General features: G+C 70.1%; 20 protein-coding genes. 6 read left to right on the top strand and 14 right to left on the bottom strand.

Features of this window, described 5'->3' with window-relative positions; all coding sequences use genetic code 11:
* Positions 1-53: 53 nt before the first annotated feature.
* The 13 genes from AB0J16_RS08190 to AB0J16_RS08130 form a co-directional block, all read right to left on the bottom strand.
* Complete coding sequence (locus AB0J16_RS08190; protein ID WP_358535900.1) at positions 54-1,361, bottom strand: alpha-glucosidase/alpha-galactosidase; 1,308 nt, start codon at positions 1,359-1,361, stop codon at positions 54-56.
* The gene (locus AB0J16_RS08185; protein WP_358535898.1) at positions 1,358-2,308 is read right to left on the bottom strand and encodes a carbohydrate kinase family protein; all 951 of its coding nucleotides are present in this window, start codon (positions 2,306-2,308) and stop codon (positions 1,358-1,360) included. Before AB0J16_RS08185 ends, AB0J16_RS08190 begins: the two co-directional genes overlap by 4 nt.
* 26 nt (positions 2,309-2,334) lie before the next feature.
* Positions 2,335-3,216, bottom strand: coding sequence for a carbohydrate ABC transporter permease (locus AB0J16_RS08180; protein ID WP_358535896.1), 882 nt, complete (start codon positions 3,214-3,216; stop codon positions 2,335-2,337).
* Positions 3,213-4,163, bottom strand: coding sequence for a sugar ABC transporter permease (locus AB0J16_RS08175; RefSeq protein WP_358535894.1), 951 nt, complete (start codon positions 4,161-4,163; stop codon positions 3,213-3,215). The genes AB0J16_RS08180 and AB0J16_RS08175 overlap by 4 nt, the downstream gene beginning before the upstream one ends.
* A 10-nt stretch (positions 4,164-4,173) precedes the next feature.
* Positions 4,174-5,499 carry an ABC transporter substrate-binding protein gene (locus AB0J16_RS08170; protein WP_358535892.1) on the bottom strand — a complete coding sequence of 442 codons (1,326 nt, stop codon included), beginning with the start codon at positions 5,497-5,499 and terminating at the stop codon, positions 4,174-4,176.
* Between the two features lie 34 nt (positions 5,500-5,533).
* A complete protein-coding gene (locus tag AB0J16_RS08165) occupies positions 5,534-6,295 on the bottom strand; it encodes an endo alpha-1,4 polygalactosaminidase (protein ID WP_358535890.1) in 762 nt (253 codons plus the stop codon).
* A gap of 367 nt (positions 6,296-6,662) precedes the next feature.
* Positions 6,663-7,550, bottom strand: coding sequence for a hypothetical protein (locus AB0J16_RS08160; protein WP_358535888.1), 888 nt, complete (start codon positions 7,548-7,550; stop codon positions 6,663-6,665).
* 143 nt (positions 7,551-7,693) lie between these two features.
* Entirely contained in the window at positions 7,694-10,933 is a 3,240-nt protein-coding gene (locus AB0J16_RS08155; RefSeq protein WP_358535886.1) for a hypothetical protein, read from the bottom strand.
* A gap of 212 nt (positions 10,934-11,145) precedes the next feature.
* A complete protein-coding gene (locus AB0J16_RS08150; RefSeq protein WP_358535884.1) occupies positions 11,146-12,147 on the bottom strand; it encodes a hydroxyacid dehydrogenase in 1,002 nt (333 codons plus the stop codon).
* 86 nt (positions 12,148-12,233) lie between these two features.
* A complete protein-coding gene (locus AB0J16_RS08145; protein ID WP_358535882.1) occupies positions 12,234-14,255 on the bottom strand; it encodes a DUF2264 domain-containing protein in 2,022 nt (673 codons plus the stop codon).
* Between the two features lie 57 nt (positions 14,256-14,312).
* Positions 14,313-15,032 (bottom strand): cupin domain-containing protein, encoded by a 720-nt coding sequence (locus AB0J16_RS08140; RefSeq protein ID WP_358535880.1) that lies wholly within the window; start codon positions 15,030-15,032, stop codon positions 14,313-14,315.
* Positions 15,029-15,226, bottom strand: coding sequence for a hypothetical protein (locus AB0J16_RS08135; RefSeq protein ID WP_358535878.1), 198 nt, complete (start codon positions 15,224-15,226; stop codon positions 15,029-15,031). Before AB0J16_RS08135 ends, AB0J16_RS08140 begins: the two co-directional genes overlap by 4 nt.
* A 316-nt stretch (positions 15,227-15,542) precedes the next feature.
* On the bottom strand, positions 15,543-16,022 hold the full coding sequence (locus tag AB0J16_RS08130; RefSeq protein WP_358535876.1) for an Rrf2 family transcriptional regulator: 480 nt from the start codon (positions 16,020-16,022) through the stop codon (positions 15,543-15,545).
* Positions 16,023-16,105: 83 nt separating this feature from the next.
* On the opposite strand from AB0J16_RS08130, the gene AB0J16_RS08125 reads away from it, so the two are divergent.
* Together AB0J16_RS08125 and AB0J16_RS08120 are read left to right on the top strand one after the other, a co-directional pair.
* Positions 16,106-17,413, top strand: a complete 1,308-nt coding sequence (locus AB0J16_RS08125; protein WP_358535874.1) for an MFS transporter — start codon at positions 16,106-16,108, stop codon at positions 17,411-17,413.
* A 126-nt stretch (positions 17,414-17,539) separates the two neighbouring features.
* Complete coding sequence (locus tag AB0J16_RS08120; protein ID WP_358535872.1) at positions 17,540-18,394, top strand: SGNH/GDSL hydrolase family protein; 855 nt, start codon at positions 17,540-17,542, stop codon at positions 18,392-18,394.
* On the opposite strand, the gene AB0J16_RS08115 is transcribed toward AB0J16_RS08120, so the two are convergent.
* On the bottom strand, positions 18,383-19,615 hold the full coding sequence (locus AB0J16_RS08115; RefSeq protein WP_358535870.1) for a helix-turn-helix domain-containing protein: 1,233 nt from the start codon (positions 19,613-19,615) through the stop codon (positions 18,383-18,385). The two genes, AB0J16_RS08120 and AB0J16_RS08115, sit on opposite strands and share 12 nt — an antisense overlap.
* Before the next feature lie 152 nt (positions 19,616-19,767).
* Between AB0J16_RS08115 and AB0J16_RS08110 the strand changes: the two genes are divergently transcribed.
* The 4 genes from AB0J16_RS08110 to AB0J16_RS08095 are packed head-to-tail and all read left to right on the top strand — an operon-like array spanning position 19,768 to position 23,251.
* Positions 19,768-20,421 carry an ABC transporter permease gene (locus AB0J16_RS08110; RefSeq protein WP_357947744.1) on the top strand — a complete coding sequence of 218 codons (654 nt, stop codon included), beginning with the start codon at positions 19,768-19,770 and terminating at the stop codon, positions 20,419-20,421.
* The gene (locus tag AB0J16_RS08105; protein WP_358535868.1) at positions 20,408-21,466 is read left to right on the top strand and encodes an ABC transporter ATP-binding protein; all 1,059 of its coding nucleotides are present in this window, start codon (positions 20,408-20,410) and stop codon (positions 21,464-21,466) included. Before AB0J16_RS08110 ends, AB0J16_RS08105 begins: the two co-directional genes overlap by 14 nt.
* Positions 21,463-22,230: an ABC transporter permease gene (locus tag AB0J16_RS08100; protein ID WP_358535866.1), complete on the top strand. Its 768-nt coding sequence runs from the start codon at positions 21,463-21,465 to the stop codon at positions 22,228-22,230. Before AB0J16_RS08105 ends, AB0J16_RS08100 begins: the two co-directional genes overlap by 4 nt.
* 55 nt (positions 22,231-22,285) lie before the next feature.
* A complete protein-coding gene (locus AB0J16_RS08095) occupies positions 22,286-23,251 on the top strand; it encodes a glycine betaine ABC transporter substrate-binding protein (RefSeq protein WP_358535864.1) in 966 nt (321 codons plus the stop codon).
* Positions 23,252-23,262: the final 11 nt, after the last annotated feature.

Below are 23,262 nucleotides of genomic sequence, written 5' to 3'. Positions count from 1 at the left end.
GACTTCTACTGTCCTGAGCTCGGGGGGCCGACGGTCATGAAAAGGCGGCAGGTTCAGCCGAGGGTGGCGCGCAGGGCGGGCTGCAGGCGGTCGGCGTGGGCCCGCACCATGTCGTCGCACAGCTCCCAGATCCGCTCCACGGGCAGGGCCGCGGCGGTCGCCGGGTCCGTCATGGCGGCGTGGCGGATGTGGCGTGGATCGTCCTCCAGCGCGGCCCGTACGACCAGGTCGTTCATGCTGAGGTAGGTGCGGTTGAGCGCGGCCAGCTGCGGGGGCAGCTCGCCGACGCGGGTGGGCTGCACGCCCATCGCGTCGACCAGGCAGGGCACCTCGACGGTCCCCCGGGCGGGGAGGTTGCTGATCAGGCCGTGGTTGGGCACGTTCCCGTAGATGGTCCTGGGCGTGCCCGTGGTGATGCTGTGGATGATCTGCGGGGCGTACTCCATGGTCCCGTCGACCGGCAGCGGCTCTCCGGCGGCCAGGGCGTCGCGGGTCCGCTCGTAGATGGCCACGTTCTCGTCGACGATGTCCAGGTAGGCGCCGATGGGCAGGCGCAGTCGCTCGATCTCGCTGTCGTGGCCCAGGTACCAGGGCACGTACTCGGAGGAGTGCTCGCTGGTCTCGGTCGGGTAGTAGCCCAGCCGCCGGTACATGTCGACGCGGACGCGGCGGCGCAGCTGCTCGTCCGCGGCGATCAGGGCGTCGAGCCGGGGGTACAGGTCGACGCCGTCGTGCTCGAACCGCAGCACCCACGCCTGGTGGTTGACGCCCGCGGCCCGGTAGGTGACCTCCTCGAACGGCACGCCCACCAGGTCGGACAGGTCGCGCATCGTCCAGTAGACCGAGTGGCACAGCCCCACCACGCGGGTGAGCCCGGTGGCCTCGGCCAGGTATTGGACGTTCATCGCCATCGGGTTGGTGTAGTTGAGCAGCCACGCCTCGGGGCAGACGGCGGCGATGTCCTCGCCCAGCGCCTTCAGCAGGGGGAACGTGCGCAACGCGCGGAAGATGCCGCCGACGCCGAGGGTGTCGCCGATGGTCTGGCGCACGCCGTACCGGGCGGGGATCTCGAAGTCGGTGCGGGTGGCCTCGCCCATGCCGACCTGGACGATGTTGATGACGAAGTCGGCGCCGGTGAGCGCTTCGCGCCGGTCGGCGTGCGCGGTGATCCGCGGGCTCGCCCCGCGCTCGGCGGCGATGTGCCGGGCGGCGGCCGTGGCGGTGCTCAGGCGCTCGGCATCGATGTCGTGCAGGGCGATGCGGGCCTCCTTCAGCTCGGCGAACGCGAACAGGTCCGCCAGGAGGCCCTGGGTGAAGACGACGCTCCCGGCGCCGATGAATGCGATCTTCGGGGTGTTCATGTCGGCTGCTGATCCTTGCTGGGGACGTGTGCGACGGCCTCATCCCAGGTGGGCTGGGCCGGGGTGCCGCCTTGGGCACGGGTGGACAGGGCGCCGCAGACGGCGGCGAGGTCCAGGGCGCGGGCGGGGGGCAGTCCGGCCAGGGTCGCGGCGATGAAGCCGGCGTCGAAGCTGTCGCCCGCGCCGACCGCGTCCACGGGGGTGACGGTGATGCCGCGGGTGGTGATGAGCGTGCGTCGGTCGTGGCAGAGGGCGCCGTCCGCGCCGTTCTTGACCACCACCAGCGGCCCTCGCGCGGCCAGCGCGGCGGCGGTCGCCTCCAACGACGCGTCCTGGGAGCGCGCGAGGTTGCGGGCCTCGTGCGCGTTGGGGAGCAGGATGTCGGTCTCGGCGAGTACGGCGGCCAGCCCCGGCGGATCCCACAGCCCGGCCGGGTCGTCGTTGGTGTCGAGCGAGGTCGTGGCGCCGTGGGCCCGCGCGGTGCGCAACAGGCCGGGCAGCGCCTTCGCCAGGCCCGGCATGAGGAAGTAGGAGGCGGCGTGCACGTGCCGGGTGGCGGCCAGCAGCGACTCGGGCACGTCGTCGCCGCCGGTGGCGGCCAGGGTGCCGGGCGCGGTCAGGATCGCGCGGTCGCCGCCGTCGCGGGTGAGCACGACGGTGAGCGGGGTGGACCGCGCCGGATCCACGCGCAGCGCCTCGGTGTCGACCCCGCGAGCGTTCAGGGCGTCGCGGACGTAGCGGCCGGCGTCGTCGTCGCCGACGCGCCCGGCGAACGCGACGCGCAGGCCCAGGCGCGCGGCGCCGCAGGCCATGATCGCCGCGGAGCCGCCGAGGGTGAGCGCGCCGGCGCCGACCAGTTGCTCGCGCTGCTCGAAGGCGAGCGGGGCGTCCAGGGGGCCGAGGATGACGTCGGGGTTGGCGTCACCGATGACAAGCAGGTCGAACATGGACTTCCTGTAGCTGGAGATGGGTTTCAGCCCTTGAGGCCGCTGGAGGTGATGGACCGGATGAAGGACTTCTGGGCGCCGACGAAGGCGAGCAGCACCGGCAGGACCGTGATGACGTTCCCGGCCATGACCGCCGCCCACTGCGTGTGGTGCTTGCCCTGGAAGGTGGCCAGGCCCAGTTGCAGGGTGTACTGGGTGTCGTGGTTGATGGCGATCAGCGGCCAGGTCAGATCGTTCCAGGTGGACAGGAACGTCAGGATCGCCACGGTGCTCAGCGCGGGCCGCGACAGCGGCAGCACGATGCGGAACAGCACCCGCAGCCGCGAGCAGCCGTCCATCCAGGCGGCCTCCTCCAGCTCCCTGGGTAGGGAGAGGAAGAACTGCCGCAGCAGGAACACCGCGAACGGCGTGACCAGCGACGGCACGATCAGCGCGCCCAGCGTGTCGATGAGCCCGAAGCTCTTCATGACCAGGAACGTCGGGATCATCGTCAGCTGGAACGGAATGGCCATCGTGGCCAGCATCAGCACCAGCAGGACGCGGGAGCCGAAGAACCGCATGCGGGCGAAGGCGTAGCCGCCGAGCGCGCCGAACACCAGGTTGGAGGCGACCGCGACACCGGAGACGATCAGCGAGTTGAGGAACCAGCGCGGGAACAGCGCGTTGTTGAGCACGTACTTGTAACCGCCCAGGTTGATCCCTGACGGCCACAGCGCGGGCGGGAAGCGGTTGATCTCCGCGTTGGTCATCACGGAGCTGATCAGCAGCCAGATCAGCGGGATCGCGAAGATCAGCGCGAGCGGCGCCAGCAGCAGGTGCCAGGGGCTGAAGGGCAGCCGCCACGCGCGGCCCGGACGGCTCACGCCCGCGTGCGCGGCCCGGCGTTGGGTGGTGGCGGTCGCCGTCATCGGGTGGCTCCTTCGAGGCGCTGGCGCTCGCGGCCGCGGATCACGCGCAACCCGGCGGCGATCACGAACAGGGCCACGGCGAGGACGTATGCGGCGGCGGCTCCGTAACCGGCCGTGAAGTTCTTGAACGCCTGCTCCCAGATGAAGTAGACGATCACCGTGGTAGCGCCGAGCGGGCCGCCCTTGGTCGTCACGTACACCAGGTCGAAGACCTGCAGGGCGTTGATGGTCTGCCAGAGCACCAGGAACACGCTGACCGGCGTGAGCGTGGGCAGGGTGACGTGGCGCAGCAGGTGCCACCGCCCGGCGCCGTCCAGCCGCGCCGCCTCGATCAGCGGCTGCGGTACGTCCTGGAGGGCCGCGAGGTACACCACCACGCAGAACCCGAGGCCGCTCCACAAGCTGACGGCCACCAGGACGGGCAGGGCCTGGGCGGGGTCGGTGAAGAACCCCTGGGGAGAGACACCGAGCCAGTGCAGCACCGAGTTGGCCGCCCCGAACTGCGGGTCCAGGATGAACGAGAACAGCGTCCCCTGTGCCGTGGCCGAGATGACGAACGGCACGACGAAGAGGGTGCGGTAGAGGCCGACGAACCTGATCCGCCGGTTCAGGGCGAGGGCGAGCGCCAGTCCCAGCACGATGCTGAGCGGTACGTACAGGGCCGTGTAGAGCAGCGTGTTACGGACGGCCTGGCCGAAGTGCGGGTCCTTGGTCAGCGCGTAGTAGTTGTCCAGCCCCACCCAGCGGCTGGGCGTGACCAGGTCGTCGGCCTGGAAGGACAGCAGGAACGACCAGACCGTGGGCACGATGCTGAGCCCGAGGATGATCAGGACGGCCGGGGTGATGAACGTCCAGGCGGTCGCCGATTCCTGGCGGCGGGCCTGGCGCCGGGCCCGTTGCCGCAGTTCGTGGCCGGAGATGGTGATGGGGGTGGGCAGAGACGACATGCGAGGCTCCTCAACGCGGGATGAGCAGGGCGGCGTTGGCCTCTTCGGCACAGGTGCGCAGCGCTTCGGCGGGGGTGCTCTTGCCGAGCAGCACGGCGATGACGGCCTGCCCGAGCGCCTGGGAGATCTGCGGGTAGGCGGGGTGCGTGGGGCGTACCCGGGCCGTCTCCAGCGTCTTGACGAACACCGGCAGGCCCTCGGTCTCCGCCTCCTGCTTGCGCCAGGCGGGCAGTTGCTGGGTGGGGCGGCTCAGCGGCAGGCTGCCCGCCTCCACGTCCCAGCGCACGTCCTGCGCGGGTTGCATCAGCCAGGTCAGGAAGGTACGGCTGGCCTTCACGCGCGCCGCGCCGTTGTCGAACATGGTCCAGGTGTCGGGGCCCGAGATCGTGATCGGCCGCCCGCTGAAGGTGGGCAGGGGCACCACCTGATAGTCGATCTTGGCGGTCTGGATGTCGGGCAGTTGCCATGGGCCGGTGACCGACATCCCCATCAGGCCGGACAGGAACACCTGGTACATCTGCTCGCTGCCGGGCTTGGGGTCGATGTAGACGCTCTTGTCCTTGGCGAGCGACTCCACCACCTGCAAAGCCCGCACGCCCGCGTCGGCGAACCCGATGCCGCGCCCGTCCTTGCCGATCACGTCGCCGCCCAGGTCCCAGATCAGCGGCCACAGCCGCCAGACCGTGTCCTCGTCGGCCGCGCCCGGCCAGCCCGTGCCGAACCGGCCGCGGCTCGCGTCGGTCAGCCGCTTGGCCGTCTCGATGAACTCCGGCCATTTCCAGCCCGGCTGGGGCAGCGGCACCCCGGCGTCGCGGAACACCTTCTTGTTGCAGACCACGGCCAGCGAGTCGAGCAGCGCGGGAGCCGCGCGTACCTGGCCGTTGATCATGACGGCGGCCCGCGCCGGCGCCCAGAAGTCGTTCCACGGCGTGGGACCGGACTCGACCATGCTGGTCAGGTCCACCACCTGCGGGCTACGTGCGACGTTCGCCAGGTCCGAGCCGAAGATATAGGCGATGTCGGGGTAGGAGCCGGACGCGAGAGCCGCGGTGATCTTCTGCAGCATTGCGTCGGCCAGCACTCCCCCGCCCATGTCCACCCGGATGTCGGGGTGGGCGCGCTCGAAGTCGGCCACCAGTCGCGCCATGGCCTCTTTGGCGGTGTCGGTCTGGCCGTGCCAGAGCTCGATCGTGACCCGCCCGTCGGCGCCGACACCGTCGCCGGCGCCGCTCGCGCACCCGGCCAGCGCCGTTCCCGCCACCGCCGTGAGCGCCAGGGCATACCCGCCGCGCAGCACGTCCCGGCGGGAGGGCGGTGGGGCAACGCGCTCCATCATTACCTCCAAATACCGTGGGTCAGAAGAAGACCGTTCAGCAGGTCTTGCGGACGTATCCGCTGGCGCCCTTGGGCGAGACGTCCACGTCGCGCTGGACGATGCTCAGCTTGGTGCCCCAGCCGGAGCACGCCTTCTTCAGGCCCGACGCGGTGTACTCGATCACGATCACGTTGTTGCCGAACGCCGCCGTGTAGTCCCCGCACTCGTCCCAGGTGCCGCACTCTTCGGCGACCGCGAAGTCGAGCCCGTTCGCGACGCGCGATCCGGCCAGTTCCGAGGTGTTCTTCTGGGCGATGGCCACGCCCTGGGCGTGGGCGTGGGTGCTGAGCAGCCGGATGTAGGCCTGGGCGTTCGAGGCCGTCAGCAGCTTCTTCGAGCGGGTGTAGCTGTCGTAGTTGTCGGGCTCGATGGCCTGGTAGCCCTTGGCCTTGCAGCCGTCGATCCAGCCGTTCACCTTCGCGGCGACCCGCTTGCGCTTGGCGTCGGTCCGCAGGTCGAGCAGCGCCTCGCCCCAGTCCTCGTCGATGACCACCTTGCCGTTGGCGTCACGCAGCAGCAGGTCGGAGTCCCAATCGGCCTCCTCGCCCGGCTGGACCTGGAAGGCGTTGACGTAGCAGATGTTGTACAGCCCCGCGGCGGGCGCGGCGCCCCGGTCCCTGCTGACCACGGTGACCCCGGCCGGCGGCGTGTACGCGCCGCCGATCTGGTAGTCGAACCCGGCATGGACCGGGGGCAGGGTGACCGCGGCCGCCGAGGCGGCTGAGGGGACGGCGACCAACGCGGCCGAAAGGGCCACGGCAGCACCTAAGCATCTACGGGTGGGGCTCATCGTCGCATCTCCAGACGATAGGGGGTACGTCCCCGCCTCGGACGCTGACAGCGATCCTGGCGACTTAGTCCGGGCTTGTGGCGGTGGCCACTTACCGGCTAGGCGTACCTCTTGGGCCGGTGCTCGATTCCGGCGTTCCTCGGAGTAAATCGAGCACCAACGCTCCTGTCAAGAGTCCGGAGCTGCTCACTTCTGGCACATTCAGCGCAGCATTGCACAGGGGATACGTCACCGCAGTGCGGAGCAGCCTACCGGTGCGCGGAAGCCGGGGCGGGGCGATCAGCCCGCCCGTACATGCCGTCAAACCCACCCACCTGCTCGCCCGCACCCACCGTCAGACCCGCCCGTTGCGGAGCAGAATGCCGAGCGCGCCGACGGTCGCGTAACCGCGCCAGTCCAGGACGCCCGCCGGTGAGATCTGGGCGTAGTCGACGGTCCAGCCGCCGTCGTCCTTCTGCATCCCGGCCAGGCGGTCGAGGTCGGCCTCGATCACCTCCGGGGTGAACAGGGCCCGCACCGGACGGTCCGGGAGCGGCGCGAAGTCCAGCGGGCGCAGCATCTCGTGCTCGGTGCCGCCTTCGACGCGCACCTGGCCGCTGGCCGGCAGGTAGGCCCCCAGCCGGTCGAGCAGCCCGGCGGCCTCCGGGTGGGTGTCGTGCACGGCGTCCAGGAAGCGCAGCGCGAAGGCGAGTATGTACGCGGGCGGCCGCCGGTCGAGGGCGGCGATCGTGTCCAGGCAGTAACGGGTGGCCCGCTCCAGCCACGGATGCGCGGCCACGTCGGGCAGGTGGGCGGCGACGCGGTGCGCGACGGCCGCGGTGACGGAGGTGATCTGCAGCGAGGACACCGTGCTGTCGGCACCCGCCCACCAGGGGGCGTTGCCGGCGTTCGAGGCGCGGGGCAGGGCGAACGGCAGCCCGCCGTCGGGCAGCGTGACCGACTCCAGCCAGTCGCACAGCTCGCTCGCCCGCGGGCAGGCGGCCGGCGCGACGTCCTCGAACACCTCGAAGGCGTGCAGCGCGGCCCCCGGCTGGCTCTCGGGCGAGCGCAGGTCAGGCTCCAGACCCCAGCCGTAGCCGCCGTCCGGATTGCGGTAGCCGTCGAGCGCGGCCAGCGCGGCGGCCGGATCGCGCTCGCCCGTCAGGAGCTGGAAGCGGCGGCGGTCCAGGACCCGTGCGTGAGTGGCCATGAAGTCGGCGGCCACGGAAAGATCGATGTCCATACGTTCATGATGGCCCGGCCCCGCGCCCCGGTCTTGTAGGAAACGGCCATGCGGCGACTGCCAGACCGAGGGCCACGCAGCTCAGCGGGATGCCCTGCCGGAGGTCGGAAGGGGGCGTGCCCCGGAAGGCACGCCCCCGCCGGTCACGGTCCGTACGCCTTGACCTCCAGGAGGCCGACGGAGCTGGTGCCGTTGCCGGTCATCAGCACCCGCAGGCGGGTGGTGTTCGTCGCGGTGAAGGTGACGGTGTTGTACTGGTTCTTGGCCAGCCCGTACGCGCTCGCGCCGGGCACGTCGACGTAGGCGCTGCCGTTCCAGTACTGGAGCTTCCAGGACGCGGGCATGTCGATGCCCTCGTCATCGTCGAAGAAGTACACCTCCGCCTTGTTCAGGTTCTGGGCCGAGGACCAGGTCAGGTCCACCCACTGCTGCCCGGTCTCCGGCCAGCAGCCCCAGCGCGGGTTCACCGTGTCGTTGGAGGAGGGCGGGTCGATCCCGTCGTTGACGGCGGCGACGCTCTCCCAGGAGGAGGTGTTCGACGCCGACGGGGTCGCCGAGGCGGCCATGTTGCCGCTCGGTGGCTGCTGGGTGCCGCCACGGTTGAACATCTTGATCTCGGTGAGCCCGGTCTTGGCCCCCGAGGCGTTGGTGGCCAGCACCCGTACCCGCTGGGCGCTGATCGCCGGGAACTGCACCACGTTGTAGTTCGCCCGTGGCGCCGACGGGCTCTTGGCCTGGCTGGGCACGCTGACCCAGGCGCTGCCGTTGTAGTACTGGATGTCGTACGAGGCGGGTGCCCGGTAGGTGGCGCTGGCCGGGCGGCTGTCCTTGAAGTAGAGCCGGACCTCGTTGAGCGTGCGGGCCGCCCCGAAGTTCACCTCGTACCAGTCCTGGCCGGCGCCCGTGCCGCCCCAGAACGGCTCGTTGATCGGGAAGCCGTCGACCGCGCCCGCGGCGGTGCTGCCCGAGGCGGTGGAGGAGGTCGAAACACTGGCCCCGGAGGCCAGGTTGGTCAGGTTGGCGGTCAGGTCGACCCCGGCCTTGGCCAGCAGGTCCACCATCCGCGCGCTGCTCTGCGTCACCTGCGCGGGCGCCTGCAGCCCGGGCGAGGACACGTGATAGGTGACCGTGCCGCTCGTGGTGACGTCACCGGTGGCCGGGTCCCAGGTGAACGGCACCAGCGAGTTGACCGTGGCGACCCTGCTGCCGTTGATGAAGATGGAGTAGCCCTCGGGCACGCCCGGGTAACGGACCACGCCGTCCGCCGGGTCGTCCCAGACGATGGTCAGGTCGGCGTTGCGGTAGCGCAGGTTGTTGACGGTGAAGTTGGGCCAGCCGATGTTGATCGGCGAGAGCTCCACCTTCGCGTCGTTGCGCGGGCGCAGCCCCGCCACGTCCTCGATCACGGTCCAGTTGCTGCTGCCCAGGATGTTGTGGTGGATCCAGGAGCGGTAGGTGATCGAGGAGCCGTTCCAGTCGGCCCAGAACTCGTTGGCGTCGGGGTACTGGGTGTTGCCGTTGATGTACTGGCCCCAGGCGTTCCAGTACAGCAGCTTCTTGTACCAGGTCGCGTCGATCCACGAGTTGGAGTAGTTCCGCAACACCGAGGAGAGCAGGCGGAACTGCACGGTGGAGTTGATCGTGGAGAAGTTGTTGCTGCCGGTGCCCGAGGCCGCCTTGTCGGCCTGGTTGGCGGTGTAGAAGGGGAAGATCGGATACTGCGCCGGATCGTCGAACAGGCGCAGTGCCTGCTTGTACGTCGCGGTGTTGGGGACGGCGCCGACGGCGAACGGGTAGTAGTTGTTGATCTCCTTCCACGGCACCCACTCGTTGGTGGACTTCAGCCGGTGCTCGAACAGCTGCCGGTTGGGGTTCCACAGCACGTTGACGATGGCGTTCTGGATCTGCGTGGCGAGCGTGCGCATCTCGGTGGCCTTGGCGGTGTTGCCGACCGCCTCGTACGCCTGCGCGGCGGCCAGCGCGCCGCTGTACTGGTAGGCCGACTCGGCGCGGTCCATGTTGCCGGGCTTCCAGTGGAAGGAGACGGCGTCGGCGTCGTTGCCGGTCAGGGCGCCCCAGTCGTACTCGATGAGCTTGTTGTTGTCGTGGTCGTAGTACGACAGCTGGCCCTTGACGTCCCCCTCGGCGTAGCGCGCCAGGTTGGCGGCGATCGCCGGCTGGCCGCCGTGGATCTGGTAGCTCTTCCACGCCGCCTCGGCGATGTACTGGGTGTAGCTGTTGGACCAGTTCTCGGGATCGCCCGGATTGTCGAGGAAGCGGCCGTTCTTGGAGATCTGCCCGACGCTCAGCCAGTCGCCGTAGGAGTAGATCGGGTTGCGCAGGTATTTCAGGTCGTCGATGTGCATGGGCTGGGTGAGCGCGATGGCGTTGTTGTAGCCCAGCACGCCTTCGGTCGAGGTGGGGAACTGGAACGTCTGCCCGGGAATGTCGGCGTCGAGGTTGTTGAAGCGCATCAGCCACCAGCGGTAGTAGATGTTCTTCTTGATGGCCGGCTCGGGCACGTCGATGTAGGGCACGTTCTGCGCCCACCACAGGTTGTAGGCCCGCACGTGGGTGGCGAAGGCGGTGGCGTTGGTGTATCCCGCGTAGGCGTCATACTCGGTGCGCGACTCGGGGATCTCGTTGGTGACGAAGCCCATGACCACCTTGGCGGTCACGGTCCCTCCGGCCGGGATCGTCACGGACCTGTTCAGGCCGCCGCTGGAGACGGTGAAGCCGTCACCGGTCAGCCGGGGATAGATCGTGGTGAGGTTGTTGTAGGCGTTGACCTGCCCGGTCAGCTCGCTCCCGCTCCCTGAGGTGGCGTACGGGGAGGTCGCCCGCAGCTGCAGGGTGGTCGAGCTGGAGCCGCCGTTCGTGATCGACAGGTTCGTCACGGCGACGTTGTTGTTGGTGATGAACTTCGTCTGGTTCACCGTGATGGAGCCGCTGGTGTGCACGCTCTTCCAGTAGCTCGGCGCCTGCCAGCGGGAGTTGACCTGCTCGGCGAAGGTGCCCGGGGTGATGGCGACGGTGTAGGCGTTGTTGTTGCTGATGCTCTCCCAGTACGCCACCTGGCCGGCGAAGCCGAGTGTGCCCGGTGTGTGGGTCTTCATGAACAGGGCGCGTCCCCGGGACATGAGCCAGGTTCCGGCCGGGTCGTTGCCGGGGCGGGCCAGCAGCCGGTCCATCCAGAAGTCCGTGCCCGAGCTCTCAAAGTCGTAGATGGCCTGCATCATGTTGCCGGTCGTGTACGAACCGGGCGCGGCCGGGATCGACGGGCCGTTGAAGGTGGGGTATCCGATGGTCTGGGCAGCCTGCGCGGGAGCGCCTAAAACGAGTGATCCCGCGATGAGCAGGAGGGCCGTGATGATTCTTCTCATGCAGAGTGATCCGATCCGATCGAACGCTTGGGGGGAGTGATCGAACCTAGCGCTTGGTTGTGGTAGCGCTAACAATCCTTTCTGTCGAATCGGCGAAATAAAAGGTTTTCGGCAACGTAAACCGAGATAAGTTCCCTGTCAATCGGAGTGGCAGCCTGCCTTGGCGAACGTTGCGAAAAGGTTTTCGGCTGCTTTCGGCTTTCGGCAGGTCGTCAGGCCAGGCGAGCGAGCTGCTCGGCCGTCACCCGGCCGCGCATCGGGCGTCCCCGCATGAAGTGTTCAAGGTCGGTGATCGCGTACTCGCCGAGCCGCCGCAACTCACGCCCCTGCGCGCCCGCCACGTGCGGGGTGACGAGTACGTTGGGCAGGCCGAAGAGCAAATGGCCCGTAGGCAGCGGCTCGGGTTCGGTCACGTCGAGCACGGCCGAGACGCGGCCGGACGCGCACGCCCTGGTGAGCGCCTCGGTGTCGATCAGCGAGCCACGGGCGGTATTGATCACGACGGCCTGGTCCGGCAGGAGGCCGAGGCGGCGCTCGTCCAGCAGGTGGCGGGTCTCGGCGAGCGCCGGGGCGTGCACGGTGACCAGGTCACTACGCCGGCACAGCTCGTCCACGTCCACCAGCTCGGCCCTCATTTCGGCCGCCTCCGCCGGCGAGACGTAGGGGTCGGACAGCAGGATGTCGACCTCGAAGTCACGCAGCCGCCGCAGCACGTGCCGGCCCACCCGGGAGGCCCCGATCACGCCCACGGTGCAGTCGTACAGCCCGGTGCCCGCGCCCTGCTGCCAGGCGTCTTGGCCGGCCTCGTAGTGACCGGCCCGCTCGAAGACCCGTTTCGCGCCGAGCACCAGCATGGCGATGGTGTACTCGGCGACGGGCACGGCGTTCGCCTCCGCCGCGGACGACACGAGGATGCCCCGCTCGTACACGACGGGATCGACGATCGCCTTGACGGAGCCGGCGGCGTGCACGATGGCCCGCAGGCCGGGCGCCGCCTTCAGCACCTCGGCGTCGATCCGCGGGCAGCCCCATCCGGTCAGCAGGAACTCCGCCCCGGCCAGGGCCCGCGCCGCCGCCTCTCCCTCGAACGAGGTGAACGTCACCGTCGCGTCGACCTCCGCCGACTGCCGCAACCGGTCGATGAGGTCGGCGGGGAAGACGTCGTGGAAGGCCCAGGGCGCGATGGCGAAGACCGCGACGGGTGGCCGTGACATCAGGCAGGCTCCTCAAGTGGGTGAACGGTTACGCGGGGGTTGCCACCTCACGCGGGATGCCGGTAAGGCGGACCGTCGCCGTCACTTCACGTCGGGTTCTTCCCGCCGCCGGTGACGCGGACGCAGGTGGGGGTCTCGGTGAGGCGGACTGTCGCCGTGTCGCCGCCCGGCAGGTCGAGGGTGACCTGGTCGCCGTCGACCCGCACCTCCGGGGGCCGCGCCTCGGCCGTGCCGGTGAGCAGGACGAGGCTGACGTACACGGCGGTTCCGCCCGGGTGGGCGGCCGCGAGCACGTACGGGGTGGCCGAGTGCCGTCCGAAGGCGTTCGCGCCCTCTGCGTTCGCCACCCCGGCGGTCGTGTAGCCGTGCAGCCCGCGCACCACGCTGACCAGCCCGTCCGCCCGCCGCGCCGACGCCCAGAGCTCGCCGCCGCGCGCCGTGGGCGGCGCCTCCCCCGCGATGGCGTGGCCACCGTCCCTGACCTGGTGTCCGGCGGGCGCGGTGACCCGGTGGATCCGTACCTCGGCCGCCCCGTCCACCACCGAGGCCGTCACCACGTGGACCGACCCGGCCGGCAGGTCGTCACGGTAGGCGGAGGCGGCGAACCGGTCCCCCGTCGTGAGCGGCTCGATGCGCCGCCTGCGGGAGACGGCCCCGTCCGGCGCGACGACGACCACCTCCCCGTCGACACCGACCACTGCCCTGTCGAAACCGACCGCCTGCCCTTCGGCTCCGGCTACCTTCCCTTCGATACCGGCTCCCGCCCCTTCCCTGGCGGCCACCTCTCCTTCGTTGCCGGCCACCTCTCCTTCTTTGCCGGCTGCCTCGGCCAGGTTGGGGCCGGTGTGGCTGGTATAGGCGAGCTTGAGGTAGTGCGGGTCCGGCACCCCCGACGGGTCCTGGATCCGGTCCCGGTCGCTGCCGTGGTTGACCAGCCGGACCACGCCGTCCTCGCGGGTGGCATGCAGCAGCCACCCCGGCGGGCGCATCGTCACCGCCTGGTCCGCCAGGTCGATCGGCGCCGGGACCTCGGCGTCCGTCCATACCGGGTGTTCGGGGGGCAGCAGCAGGCCGAGGAACGCCTTGCTGGCCCAATAGGGCGAGCCCGGCCCCGAGTAGCTCTGCGTGACCGGCAGGAACGTGTCGTACCAGCCGAGCGTCAGCAGCCCCCGCTCATCCGGCGCACCCCGCTCGACGAAGTGGCGCAGCACCCCACCGGCGATCCGCCGGGTCCGGCCGGGCGGGAGCGGCGAGGAGCCGGTCAGCGCGCCCAGCCAGAGCGGCGCGACCGTGGCGAACCGGTAGGTCAGCGACCGCCCCTGGTGCACGGGCCCGCCGTCGGCGGCGAACAGGTGCTGGTACTGGCCCAGCAAGGCCCGCAGCCGCTCGCCGTAACGCTCCAGGCGGGCCGCGTCCCCGGCCATCCTGGCCCACAGCAGCGGGTAGAGGTGCAGGGCCCAGCCCGCGTAGTAGTCGAAGTTCTTGCCCGCGCCGTCGGAGTACCAGCCGTCCCCGACGTACCAGTCCTCGATCCGCTCCAGGCCGCCGGTGATCTCGTCGGGCTTGTACGGCCCGCCCACCTCGGCCAGGAACTGCTCGACGACCACCCGGAACAGCACCCAGTTGTTGTCCGGTGTCCGCCTGCCGACGAAGCCCGCCAGCCAGGCCACCACCCGCTCCTGCTCGGCCGGGGACAACCGGTCGTACAGCCAGGGCCGGGTCTCGTGCAGGGCCAGCGCGATCGAGGCCGCCTCGACCAGCGGCTGGGACATGTCGGTCAGCGGCGGCCAGGCATAGGGGTGCGCCGGGTCGGTCCCCGCCACCAGTCCTCGGGCATACCGCTCCAGGAGCGCGGGCGGCACCGCGCCGCCCGCCCCGGCGATCCGGAACGCGGCCAGCAGGAACGTGCGGGCGTACCCCTCCAGGCCGTCACTCACCGTCCCCGACCGGCTCTCCCTGCCCGGCATGCGGTACTGCGCGAAGTCGTCGGTGGCGTACGGCACCACGGATTCCAGCAGGTGATCCGCCACGGCCTCCCAGTGCGCCCGGGTCCAGCCGGTGTAGGCGGACAATGCGGTATCGGCAGGTGGGAGACGCAGCGATGACATAAGCGGATAATACGGCTCGCGATCAACAAGCCCCGGAGGGGGAGGCGAGGAGCGGTGTCAGCTGGGGGCCGAGTGGACGTGCGGGTGGGCGACGTCGTGGGTGTGCAGATTGCCGCACATGCCCCAGCGGGCTTCGGGTGGGGATTCGAGCAGCGTGGCTTCCTGCAGGTGCGTCCCGTCGCCGCGTTCCAGCGCGTCGAGCACCTCGGCGGTGTGGCGGGTCTGCCGGGCGACGGTGTCCTCCCAGGTACGCCGCCAGCCCGCGACCCTGGGACGTACCAGCGCCACCGCGCTGTCATAGAACTCCCGCAACGGTCCCGGATCCCCGTCGGCCAGGCTCTCGGACAGCCGCAGGAATCCCGCCACCGCCAGATCACGGCGACGCCGCACGGCCTCCTCCGCTCCCGCGCCCGAAGGCAGTGTGGCCGCCTCCCGGTATCGGGCCGCGTCCGCCACGATCTCCGGCGGGAACGTCATCACCGCGTCACCCGCCTCGGGCAACCCGGCGTTCTGCATGACCACGACCACCTCCAGACCGCCCCGGTTGATCGCCCGATGGATCGTGCCCGGCGTGAACCACACCGTCGAACCGCCGCTCAGCTCCGTCTCCCGGAAGCCGCGCATATCGAGGGTCTGCAACGCGCCACTGCCGCCGATGACGACGTACGCCTCGGTGGAGGCGGTGTGCATATGCGGCGTACCGCCCTCCAGACCATCGGAACACGCGCCCGAGTAGACCGACAGCCGGGTGACGGAGGTCCCGCCGGGGAACGTCATGCTCGCACCCCCAGCGCTGCACGGCCCTGGACGGCCAGGTGCCGGGTGCCTTCCTCGCCATAGTCTCCGGCGGCCACCACGACCGCGTTCCGGAAGCCGACCGTCTGGCTGTCCGCGGCTCGCACGGCGGGCGCGTGGGCGGCGGCGATCCCTCTGGTTCCGACGATGGTGGTCCAGTAGCTAGGTGGGGGCATGGGCGCCTGGCCTCCTGGGCGGTTTGACGTGGGTTCGCGGTTTGCATCGTGCGAGGTGACGGTGGGTCTGGCCGCATGGGGCATTCGATGTTCCTCTCGCGCCAGGTAACCGGCCGATCGGCCCGACCATACTGGATACGGTCACACCCGGCTGGCCGCCGTCCGGCCTGCCATGCGCTATTGCCGCCCCACCGTAGATCCGGTCGTGCTGCGCCTCAGGACCGGAGCGGCGGGGTGGTGGTGACCGTCACCCTGGCGGGCTCGGCTTCCTGAGGGCTCCTCAGCCACAGGTCACGTCCCTAGGGGTTCGTCAAGGTCACGTGGGGGCGGCCAGCCAGCGGCGTACGTCGGCCATGGCCGTACCGTCGCTGTCGGCGTCGATGCCCGTCGCGAGGTCCGCGATCGTGATGCCCGCCAGCGCGCCGGACCAGGCCTCCTGTGCCGAGGCCATCGCGCGGGCGATCGCGCACGGCCGGTCACACCGTTCGGCCGGTACGGCCAGCGGCCCCTGCTGCCGGATCTCCGTGCACCGGTAGGCGGGCGAGTCGCCGTCGATGGCCTGGACCACCTCCAGCACGGTGATCGCCGCGGCCGGCCGGGTGAGGAGGTAGCCGCCGACCTGCCCGGCCGTAGATCGTACGATGCCCGCTCGGGAGAGCGCCTGGAGGTGCTTGGCCAGGTACGCCGGCGGGGTGCCGTGCAGTTCCGCGAGCCGCGCCGCCGGCACCGGGTCCTGGCTCTGGCTGAGCGTGACGCAGCTGTGCAGTGCCCACTCCACTCCGTTGGACATCTTCATGTCAGGCAGCTTACCCATTCCGGACAAGGAATGTCCGTGATAGAACTCGGATGGAAAATATCCGAGATCAACTGGGAGCCCCCATGACGCGTACCGCCCTCGGCGCGGCCGCCGTCGCACTGTTCGTCGCCGCGGCGAACCTGCGGCCGGCGATCGCCGCCGTGTCCCCTCTGGTGGACCGCATCCGAACCGACCTCGACCTGTCCGCCACGGGAGTGGCGCTGCTGACGACCATCCCGACGCTGGCCATGGGGGTCTGCGCGCCCCTGGCCGCCGTGGTCGGGCGTAGGTTCGGGCTGCGGCTCGGCGTGCTGTTCGGGCTGGCCGTCATCGCCGTGGCGACGTCGGCCCGCGTCTTCGGGGGCTCCGCCTGGCTGCAGCTGACCTGCGCGGCGGCCGTCGGTGCCGGGATCGCGATCGCGCAGACGCTGCTTCCGGCGGTGGTCAAGACGCGCTTCGCCGACCGCGCGGGCCTGGTCACCGGCATCTACACCGCCGGTCTCGGCCTGGGCGGCGCGGTCGCGGCCGGGGTGACCGCGCCCCTCGCCGACGCCATCGGCTCCTGGCCGGGCGCGCTGGCCTCCTGGTCGGTGCTCGCGGCGGCGGGCATGGCGATCTGGTCGGCCTCCCGTACCTCCCTAGCCCTCGACAGCACCCCAGCCCTCGCTCGTACGAACCGGACCGGCGCGGACCAGACGGCAACTCCAGTGGGGACGAACCACACCGGAGCAGGCCAGACCACCCCGAGCCGAACGGCGACTCCAGCGGGGCCTGTCACCAAAGGGCTGCCCTGGCGGAGCGGTTTGGCCTGGCGCATCACTGTGCTGTCCGCGGTCAACTCCGCCCTGTACTACTGCGAACTCGCCTGGGTCGTCCCCCTGCTCCACGAGGACGGGCACCGTGACGCCACCGGCGCGGGCGTGCTGCTGACCGCGATGATCTCCATCCAGGTCGTCGCCATGCTGGCCGTACCGGCGCTGCTGGGTGAAGGGCGGGACAGGCGCGCCGGGCTGGTCCTGACGACGGCGTTGACAGCGGTCGGGTTCGCGGGGCTGGCAGCGGCTCCGGCGACAGCCACCTGGGTGTGGATCGCCGCCCTGGGCGTGGGTCACGGCGGGCTGTTCACGCTCGTCCTGACGCTGCCCGTGGTAGTGAGCCGCGATGCCGCCGAGGCCGGGCGGATCAGCGCGATGGCGTTCTTCGTCGGCTACGCCTGCGCCGCGCTGGCGCCCGTGCTGGTAGGAGCGCTACGTGACGCCACAGGAGACTTTCACCTGGCGTTCGGCCTGCTCAGCGGGCTGACCGTCGCGATGCTGCTCCCCATCGCCCGGCTACGTGAGGGCGGGCGCACGGAAGTGACCGGCCCAACAGCGAGCATCCGGGATTTGTGAGGCGTCACAGATTTGACAGCGCGAATTTACCGCCCGGTCCAATTCACAGAATGACCTTCGCGGCTCATCGTTTGTCTGCACCTCGAACTCCTCACCCCCCACCAACCCCTCGCCGAAGGAGTCTCCATGGTCCGACGGATGTTGACCGTGCTCGCAGCGGCCGCCCTGGCGTTAGGTCTCGCTCCCGCCGCCCAAGCCGCGCAGAGCGACGTGTACGTGGCCCTCGGCGACTCGGCCGCCTCGGGACCGCTCGTGCCCAACCAGGTCATTCCCGACCTCGGCTGCTGGCGCTCCGACCACAACTACGCCCACCTGACGGCGCAGGCCATCGGCGCCCGTGCGTTCCGCGACGTCACGTGCTCCGGCGCCGACACCGGCGACATGTACCAGCGGCAGAGCACGGACCTCGGCTCGGTCGCGCCGCAGCTGGACGCGCTCAGCCAGGACACCACCCTCGTCACCGTGCAGATCGGGGCGAACGACGTCGGCCTGACGGGCTTCATCGAGGACTGCCTGAACCTGCTGCCGCCGCCCGTCGGAGACGCCTGCAACGACGACTACGTCGTGGACGGCCAGGACAGCTGGCGGGTGAAGACGGACGCGCTGCGCTCGCGCCTGACCACGCTCATGGGCGACATCCGGGCCCGCGCCCCGCAGGCCCGGATCTTCATGGTCGGCTACGCCACCTACGCCCCGCCGAACGGCTGCTACCCGCGCGTCCCGATCATCAAGGCCGACGCCAACTACATCCGCGCCACCCTCCAGTACTTCAACCAGATGCTGGCCGAGCAGGCGTCCGCCGCCGGCGTCGGCTTCATCGACCTGCAGACCCCGAGCGTCGGCCACGATCCGTGCGCGTCGCCGGGTGCGCGGTGGATCGAGCCGTACGTCCCGGCCGCGCCCGCCGCCCCCTTCCACCCGAACGCGCTCGGCATGAGCAACTTCGCCACCGTGGTCACGGCCGCCGTCTCAGGTGTCTAACCAGTCCAACCCGAGCCGGCGACGGGCGGCCAGCGCCGCGCCGATCCGCTGGAGATGCGCGGGGTCGACGGGATCCAGCCCGGTCAGGCTGACGGCCCTGCGCAGGCGGTAGTCGACCGTGTTCGGGTGTACGTGCAGGAGTGAGGCCGACCGCCGCCGATCGAGCCCCGTGTCCAGGTACACCTTGAGCGTCCTGAGCAGATCGGGATTGTCCAGCAGCGGATCGAGCAGCCCGGCCAGCGCCGCCGTCGCCTCGCTGGAGCGGGTGAGCTGGTATTCGAGCAGCACGTCGGCCAGCCGGTACGCGCCGGGCGGCCGCTGGAAGAGCCGCACCACCTCCAGCACCTCTTCCGCGAGCTTGGCCGCGGCCGGCACCCCGGCGGGCGGCGCGAGCTCGGCGGCGACCCACACCGGCACCCCAGCGGCCTTGCTCATGTCGGCGCGAGTAGCGGCGGCCATCTCACCGACATGAGCAAGGCACCCGTCAAGCGGGCCGCAGGGCACCAGCACGAGCCCGCCCGTGGTGTCGAGCACCGACAGCACCGGCTCCGCGGCGTGCCGGCGCAGCGCGGTGGTGATCCGGTGCAGTTTGCGGCGCCCGGCGATGGACCCGCCCGGTTCGTCGGAGTCCTCGTCGGCGTGCCGTCCCGCCGCGACGGCCAGCACGAGGTAGCGCCGCGCGAGCCGTACCCCCGCCAGAGCCGCGCTGTCGCCCGCGAGCAGCGCGGACACCGTCGCGTGCATGGTGTGCTGCTCGTGACTGAGCATGCTCTCGCGCTCTTCCAGGTACGCCGTGCACACGGCGCCCGTCACCGCCTGCGTGTAGACGAGGATGAGCCGGTTGGCCGCCAGAACGTCCTCGAAGTCGGCCGGCGTCGCGGCGGCGAACAGGTGCTCCCACACCATCCGCGCCCCGCGGGCGTAGGCCTTGAGCAGGTCGTCCAGCGGCACGCCCTCGCGGGCCCGGCGCGCGGACGAGGAGCGCAGCGGCGCCAGCTCCGCCCTGGTCGGCGGGCGGCCGTCGCGGAACATCCGGGAGATCAGCCGCAGGTTGTCCTCGGTGATCCGGGTGATGTCGCCGTCGAGCTCTTCCCTGGGCAAGCGCCGGTAGATAGGGATCTCCTCGGCGAAGCTCCGCACCAGCCGCCTGGCCAGTTTGGTGGTCTGGCGATCAAGCGTCTCATGTACGGGGCGGCCGGCCAGGGTGAGGGGGCGCGCCACCGTCAAACCATGCCAAAACGGACGCATTTCCGCAATGGACAGGGCTTCACGAGCGCTATTGCAAGCCCCTGACCTTGACTGACTTTGCGCTGACGGCCATTAGTCACATACGTTTACAGGCTCATGCAAGCGTAAGTAAAGGCGGTCACTCTATGAATTTCAGCGAGTACGTCGTCTCACGCTGGGACACCCTCTCGCTGGCCGCCGGGGAACACGCCCTCGTCGTCGGCGTCGCCATCGGCGTCTCCACGGCAGTCGGCGTCGGCATCGGGCTACTCGCCCACGACCTTCCGAAAACCCGGGGATTCTCGCTGGCGATCTCCGCCGCGATCCTGACGGTCCCCTCCCTCGCCCTGCTCACCCTGCTCATCCCGATCACCGGACTCGGCTGGGGATCCACGCTGGTCGCGCTGACCGCGTACGCGTTCCTGCCGATCATCAGGAACACCGTGGCCGGGCTGCGCGGCGTCGACTCCGCCATGGTGGAGGCCGGACGCGGGATGGGCATGAGCCGGACCCGCGTCCTGCTGAAAGTGCGGCTGCCACTGGCCTGGCCGCTGATCCTCACCGGGGTGCGCGTGGCCACGCAGATGCTCATCGGCATCGCGGCCATCGCCGCCTACGTCGACGGCCCCGGCCTCGGCACGCAGATCTTCGAAGGCCTGTCCCGGCTGGGCTCGGTGAACGCGCTGAACGCGACGCTCGCCGGCACGCTCGGCATCGTGGTCATCGCCGTCCTGTTCGACCTGTTCTTCTTCGCCGTACGTCAACTGACCATTCCCAGGGGGCTTCGTGTTCGATCGTGACACCGGAGGCGCAAGCATCGAGCTGCGCGCGTTGACCAAGCACTACCCCGGACAGCCCGCGCCCGCGGTGGACCACGTCGACCTCGACATCCCCGCCGGCGAGCTCGTCGTCTTCGTCGGCCCGTCCGGGTGCGGCAAGACCACCACGATGAAGATGATCAACCGCCTGGTCGAGCCCACGTCGGGCGAGATCCGCATCGGCGGCGAGGACGTGCTGAGCCTGCAGCCCGACGAGCTCCGCCGGCACATCGGCTATGCCATCCAGCAGGTGGGACTGTTCCCGCATCTGACCATCGGCGAGAACATCGGCCTGGTGCCGAAGCTGCTCGGCTGGACCCCCGCCAAGACCGCCGACCGGGTGGAGGAACTGCTCTCCCTGGTCAACCTGGAGCCGTCGGCCTACCACGACCGCTACCCCCGCGAGCTGTCCGGCGGGCAGCAGCAGCGCGTGGGCGTCGCCAGGGCGCTGGCCGCCGATCCCCCCGTGATGCTGATGGACGAGCCCTTCGGCGCGACCGACCCCATCACCCGCGAGCACCTGCAGAACGAGTTCGTCAAGCTCCAGAAGCAGCTGCGTAAGACGATCATCTTCGTCACGCATGACTTCGAGGAGGCCATCAAGCTCGGCGACCGCATCGCCGTACTCAAGGAGCGGTCGCACATCGCCCAGTACGATACGCCCGCGAACATCCTGGCCAATCCGGCGGACGACTACGTCGCCGGCTTCATCGGCCAGGACGCCACGCTCAAGCGCCTCGCGCTGCTGCGCGTGGCGGACGTGGAGTGCCGGCAGCAGCCGGGCAGCGCGAACCTGCCGCAGATCACCGCGGACGCCAGCCTGCGCGAGGCCCTGGACGTCATGCTCGCGCACGGCACCGACCGCTGCGGCTCGCCGTCCGGCGTCCTCACCTACGGCGCGCTGTGCGAGGCCGTGGGAACCGAACCCGCCCCCGCCCCTCGGCTGAAGTCGGTGGGATCCGGACCGAAGCCGGTGAGCGCCGCACCCGTGCCGGACACCGCCCGAGAGGAGGCGGTCGGCAGGTGACCACCGCGACACTCGGCGCGGACCGGACCCGCCCACTCGGGCGCGTGACAGGTCTGCGGTATGTCATCACCCCCATCGCCCTCTGCGGCGTACTGATCGGCCTGTACGCCTGGCTCGGCGCGCAGAACCTGGACTCCATCGAGAGCCGCAGCCTCACCCGTGAGGTCCTCCTGGCCAAGGCCGTGGAGCACATCCAGATGACGCTCGTGGCGACCGCGCTCGTGGTGGTCATCGCGATCCCCCTGGGCATCGTCGCCTCGCGGGCCCGCAACCGGCTGATCACCCCCATCATCCTCACCCTGGCCAACCTGGGCCAGGCGATCCCGGCCATCGGGCTGCTCGTGCTGTGCACGTTCCTGCTGGGGGTCGGCTTCCAGACCGCCCTGGTCGGCCTGGTCGCCTACGCGGTGCTGCCCGTACTGCGCAACACGATGGTCGGCGTGCAGCAGGTCGACCCCGCGCTCATCGAGGCCGCGCGCGGCATGGGAATGACCAAGGGGCAGGTACTGCGCCGCGTGGAGCTCAAGCTGGCCGTGCCGGCCATCCTCGCCGGGCTGCGGACCGCGCTCGTGCTGACCGTCGGCGTCGCCACGCTCGGCGCGTTCGTCGCCGCGGGCGGCTTCGGCGAGCTGATCATCAACGGGCTCAAGCTGAACCGCATGCCCGTGACCATCGCGGGCGCCGTGCTGACGGCGAGCATCGCCTTCTTCATCGACTGGCTCGGCGGGCTCGCCGAGAACCTGCTCAAGCCGCGCGGCATCTGACTCCCCCTCTCATACCGCAAGTACCGTAAGCCCAGCTTCAAGAGGTGTTTTTCGTATGCGTGCCCCCAAGACGTTCACCCTGCTCACCGCCGCCGCCCTGACCCTGACCGCCACGAGCGCCTGTGGCTCGGGCGGGGAGGTCGAGGCCGCCAGCGCGGGCAATGAGCTGTCCGGCGCCAAGTTCGTCGTCGGGTCCAAGGACTTCACCGAGAACATCGTGCTCGGCCAGATCGCCGTACAGCTGCTCCAGGCGCACGGGGCCGAGGTCGAGGACAAGACCAACCTCGGCGGCACCGTACCGAACCGCAAGGCGCTGACGTCCAAGGCGATCGACATGTACTGGGACTACTCGGGCACCGGCTGGATCGAGCACCTGAAGAACGCCACCCCAATCCCGGACTCGGCCAAGCAGTTCAAGGCCACCGCGGAGGAGGACCTGGCGAAGAACAAGATCCGCTGGATCGGGCCGACCCCGCTGAACAACACCTACGCCCTGGCGATCCGCTCCGAGAAGGCCCAGCAGCTGGGCGTCAAGACGGTCTCCGACGTGGCGAAACTCGCCAAGACCAACCCGAACGAGGCGTCGTTGTGCGTCGAGTCGGAGTTCTCCACCCGTGACGACGGGCTGCCGGGACTGTCCAAGGCGTACGACCTGAACATCCCGAAGAACAAGATCAGCCAGCTGGACACCGGCGTCGTCTACACCGAGACCGACAAGGGCCAGACCTGCAACTTCGGCGAGGTGTACACCACCGACGGGCGCATCTCCGCGCTCGGCCTGACCGTGCTGCAGGACGACAAGCACTTCTTCCCGATCTACAACGCCGCCGTCAACGTACGGGACGAGACCTACCAGAAGTACCCGGCGCTGGAGAAGGTGCTCAAGCCGGTGATCGCCAAGCTGGACGACACGACCATGCGCAAGCTCAACGCCCAGGTCGACGTCGACGGCGAGGAGCCGAAAAAGGTCACCGCCGACTGGCTCAAGACCTCCGGCTTCCTCGGCAAGTCAGCCGCGTAGCCGCCCCGAAC

This window comes from Nonomuraea sp. NPDC049750 (assembly GCF_040659625.1).
Classification (GTDB): Bacteria; Actinomycetota; Actinomycetes; order Streptosporangiales; family Streptosporangiaceae; genus Nonomuraea.
The sequence above is the reverse complement of the archived record's forward strand: the minus strand, read 5'-3'. Positions and strand labels throughout refer to the sequence as shown.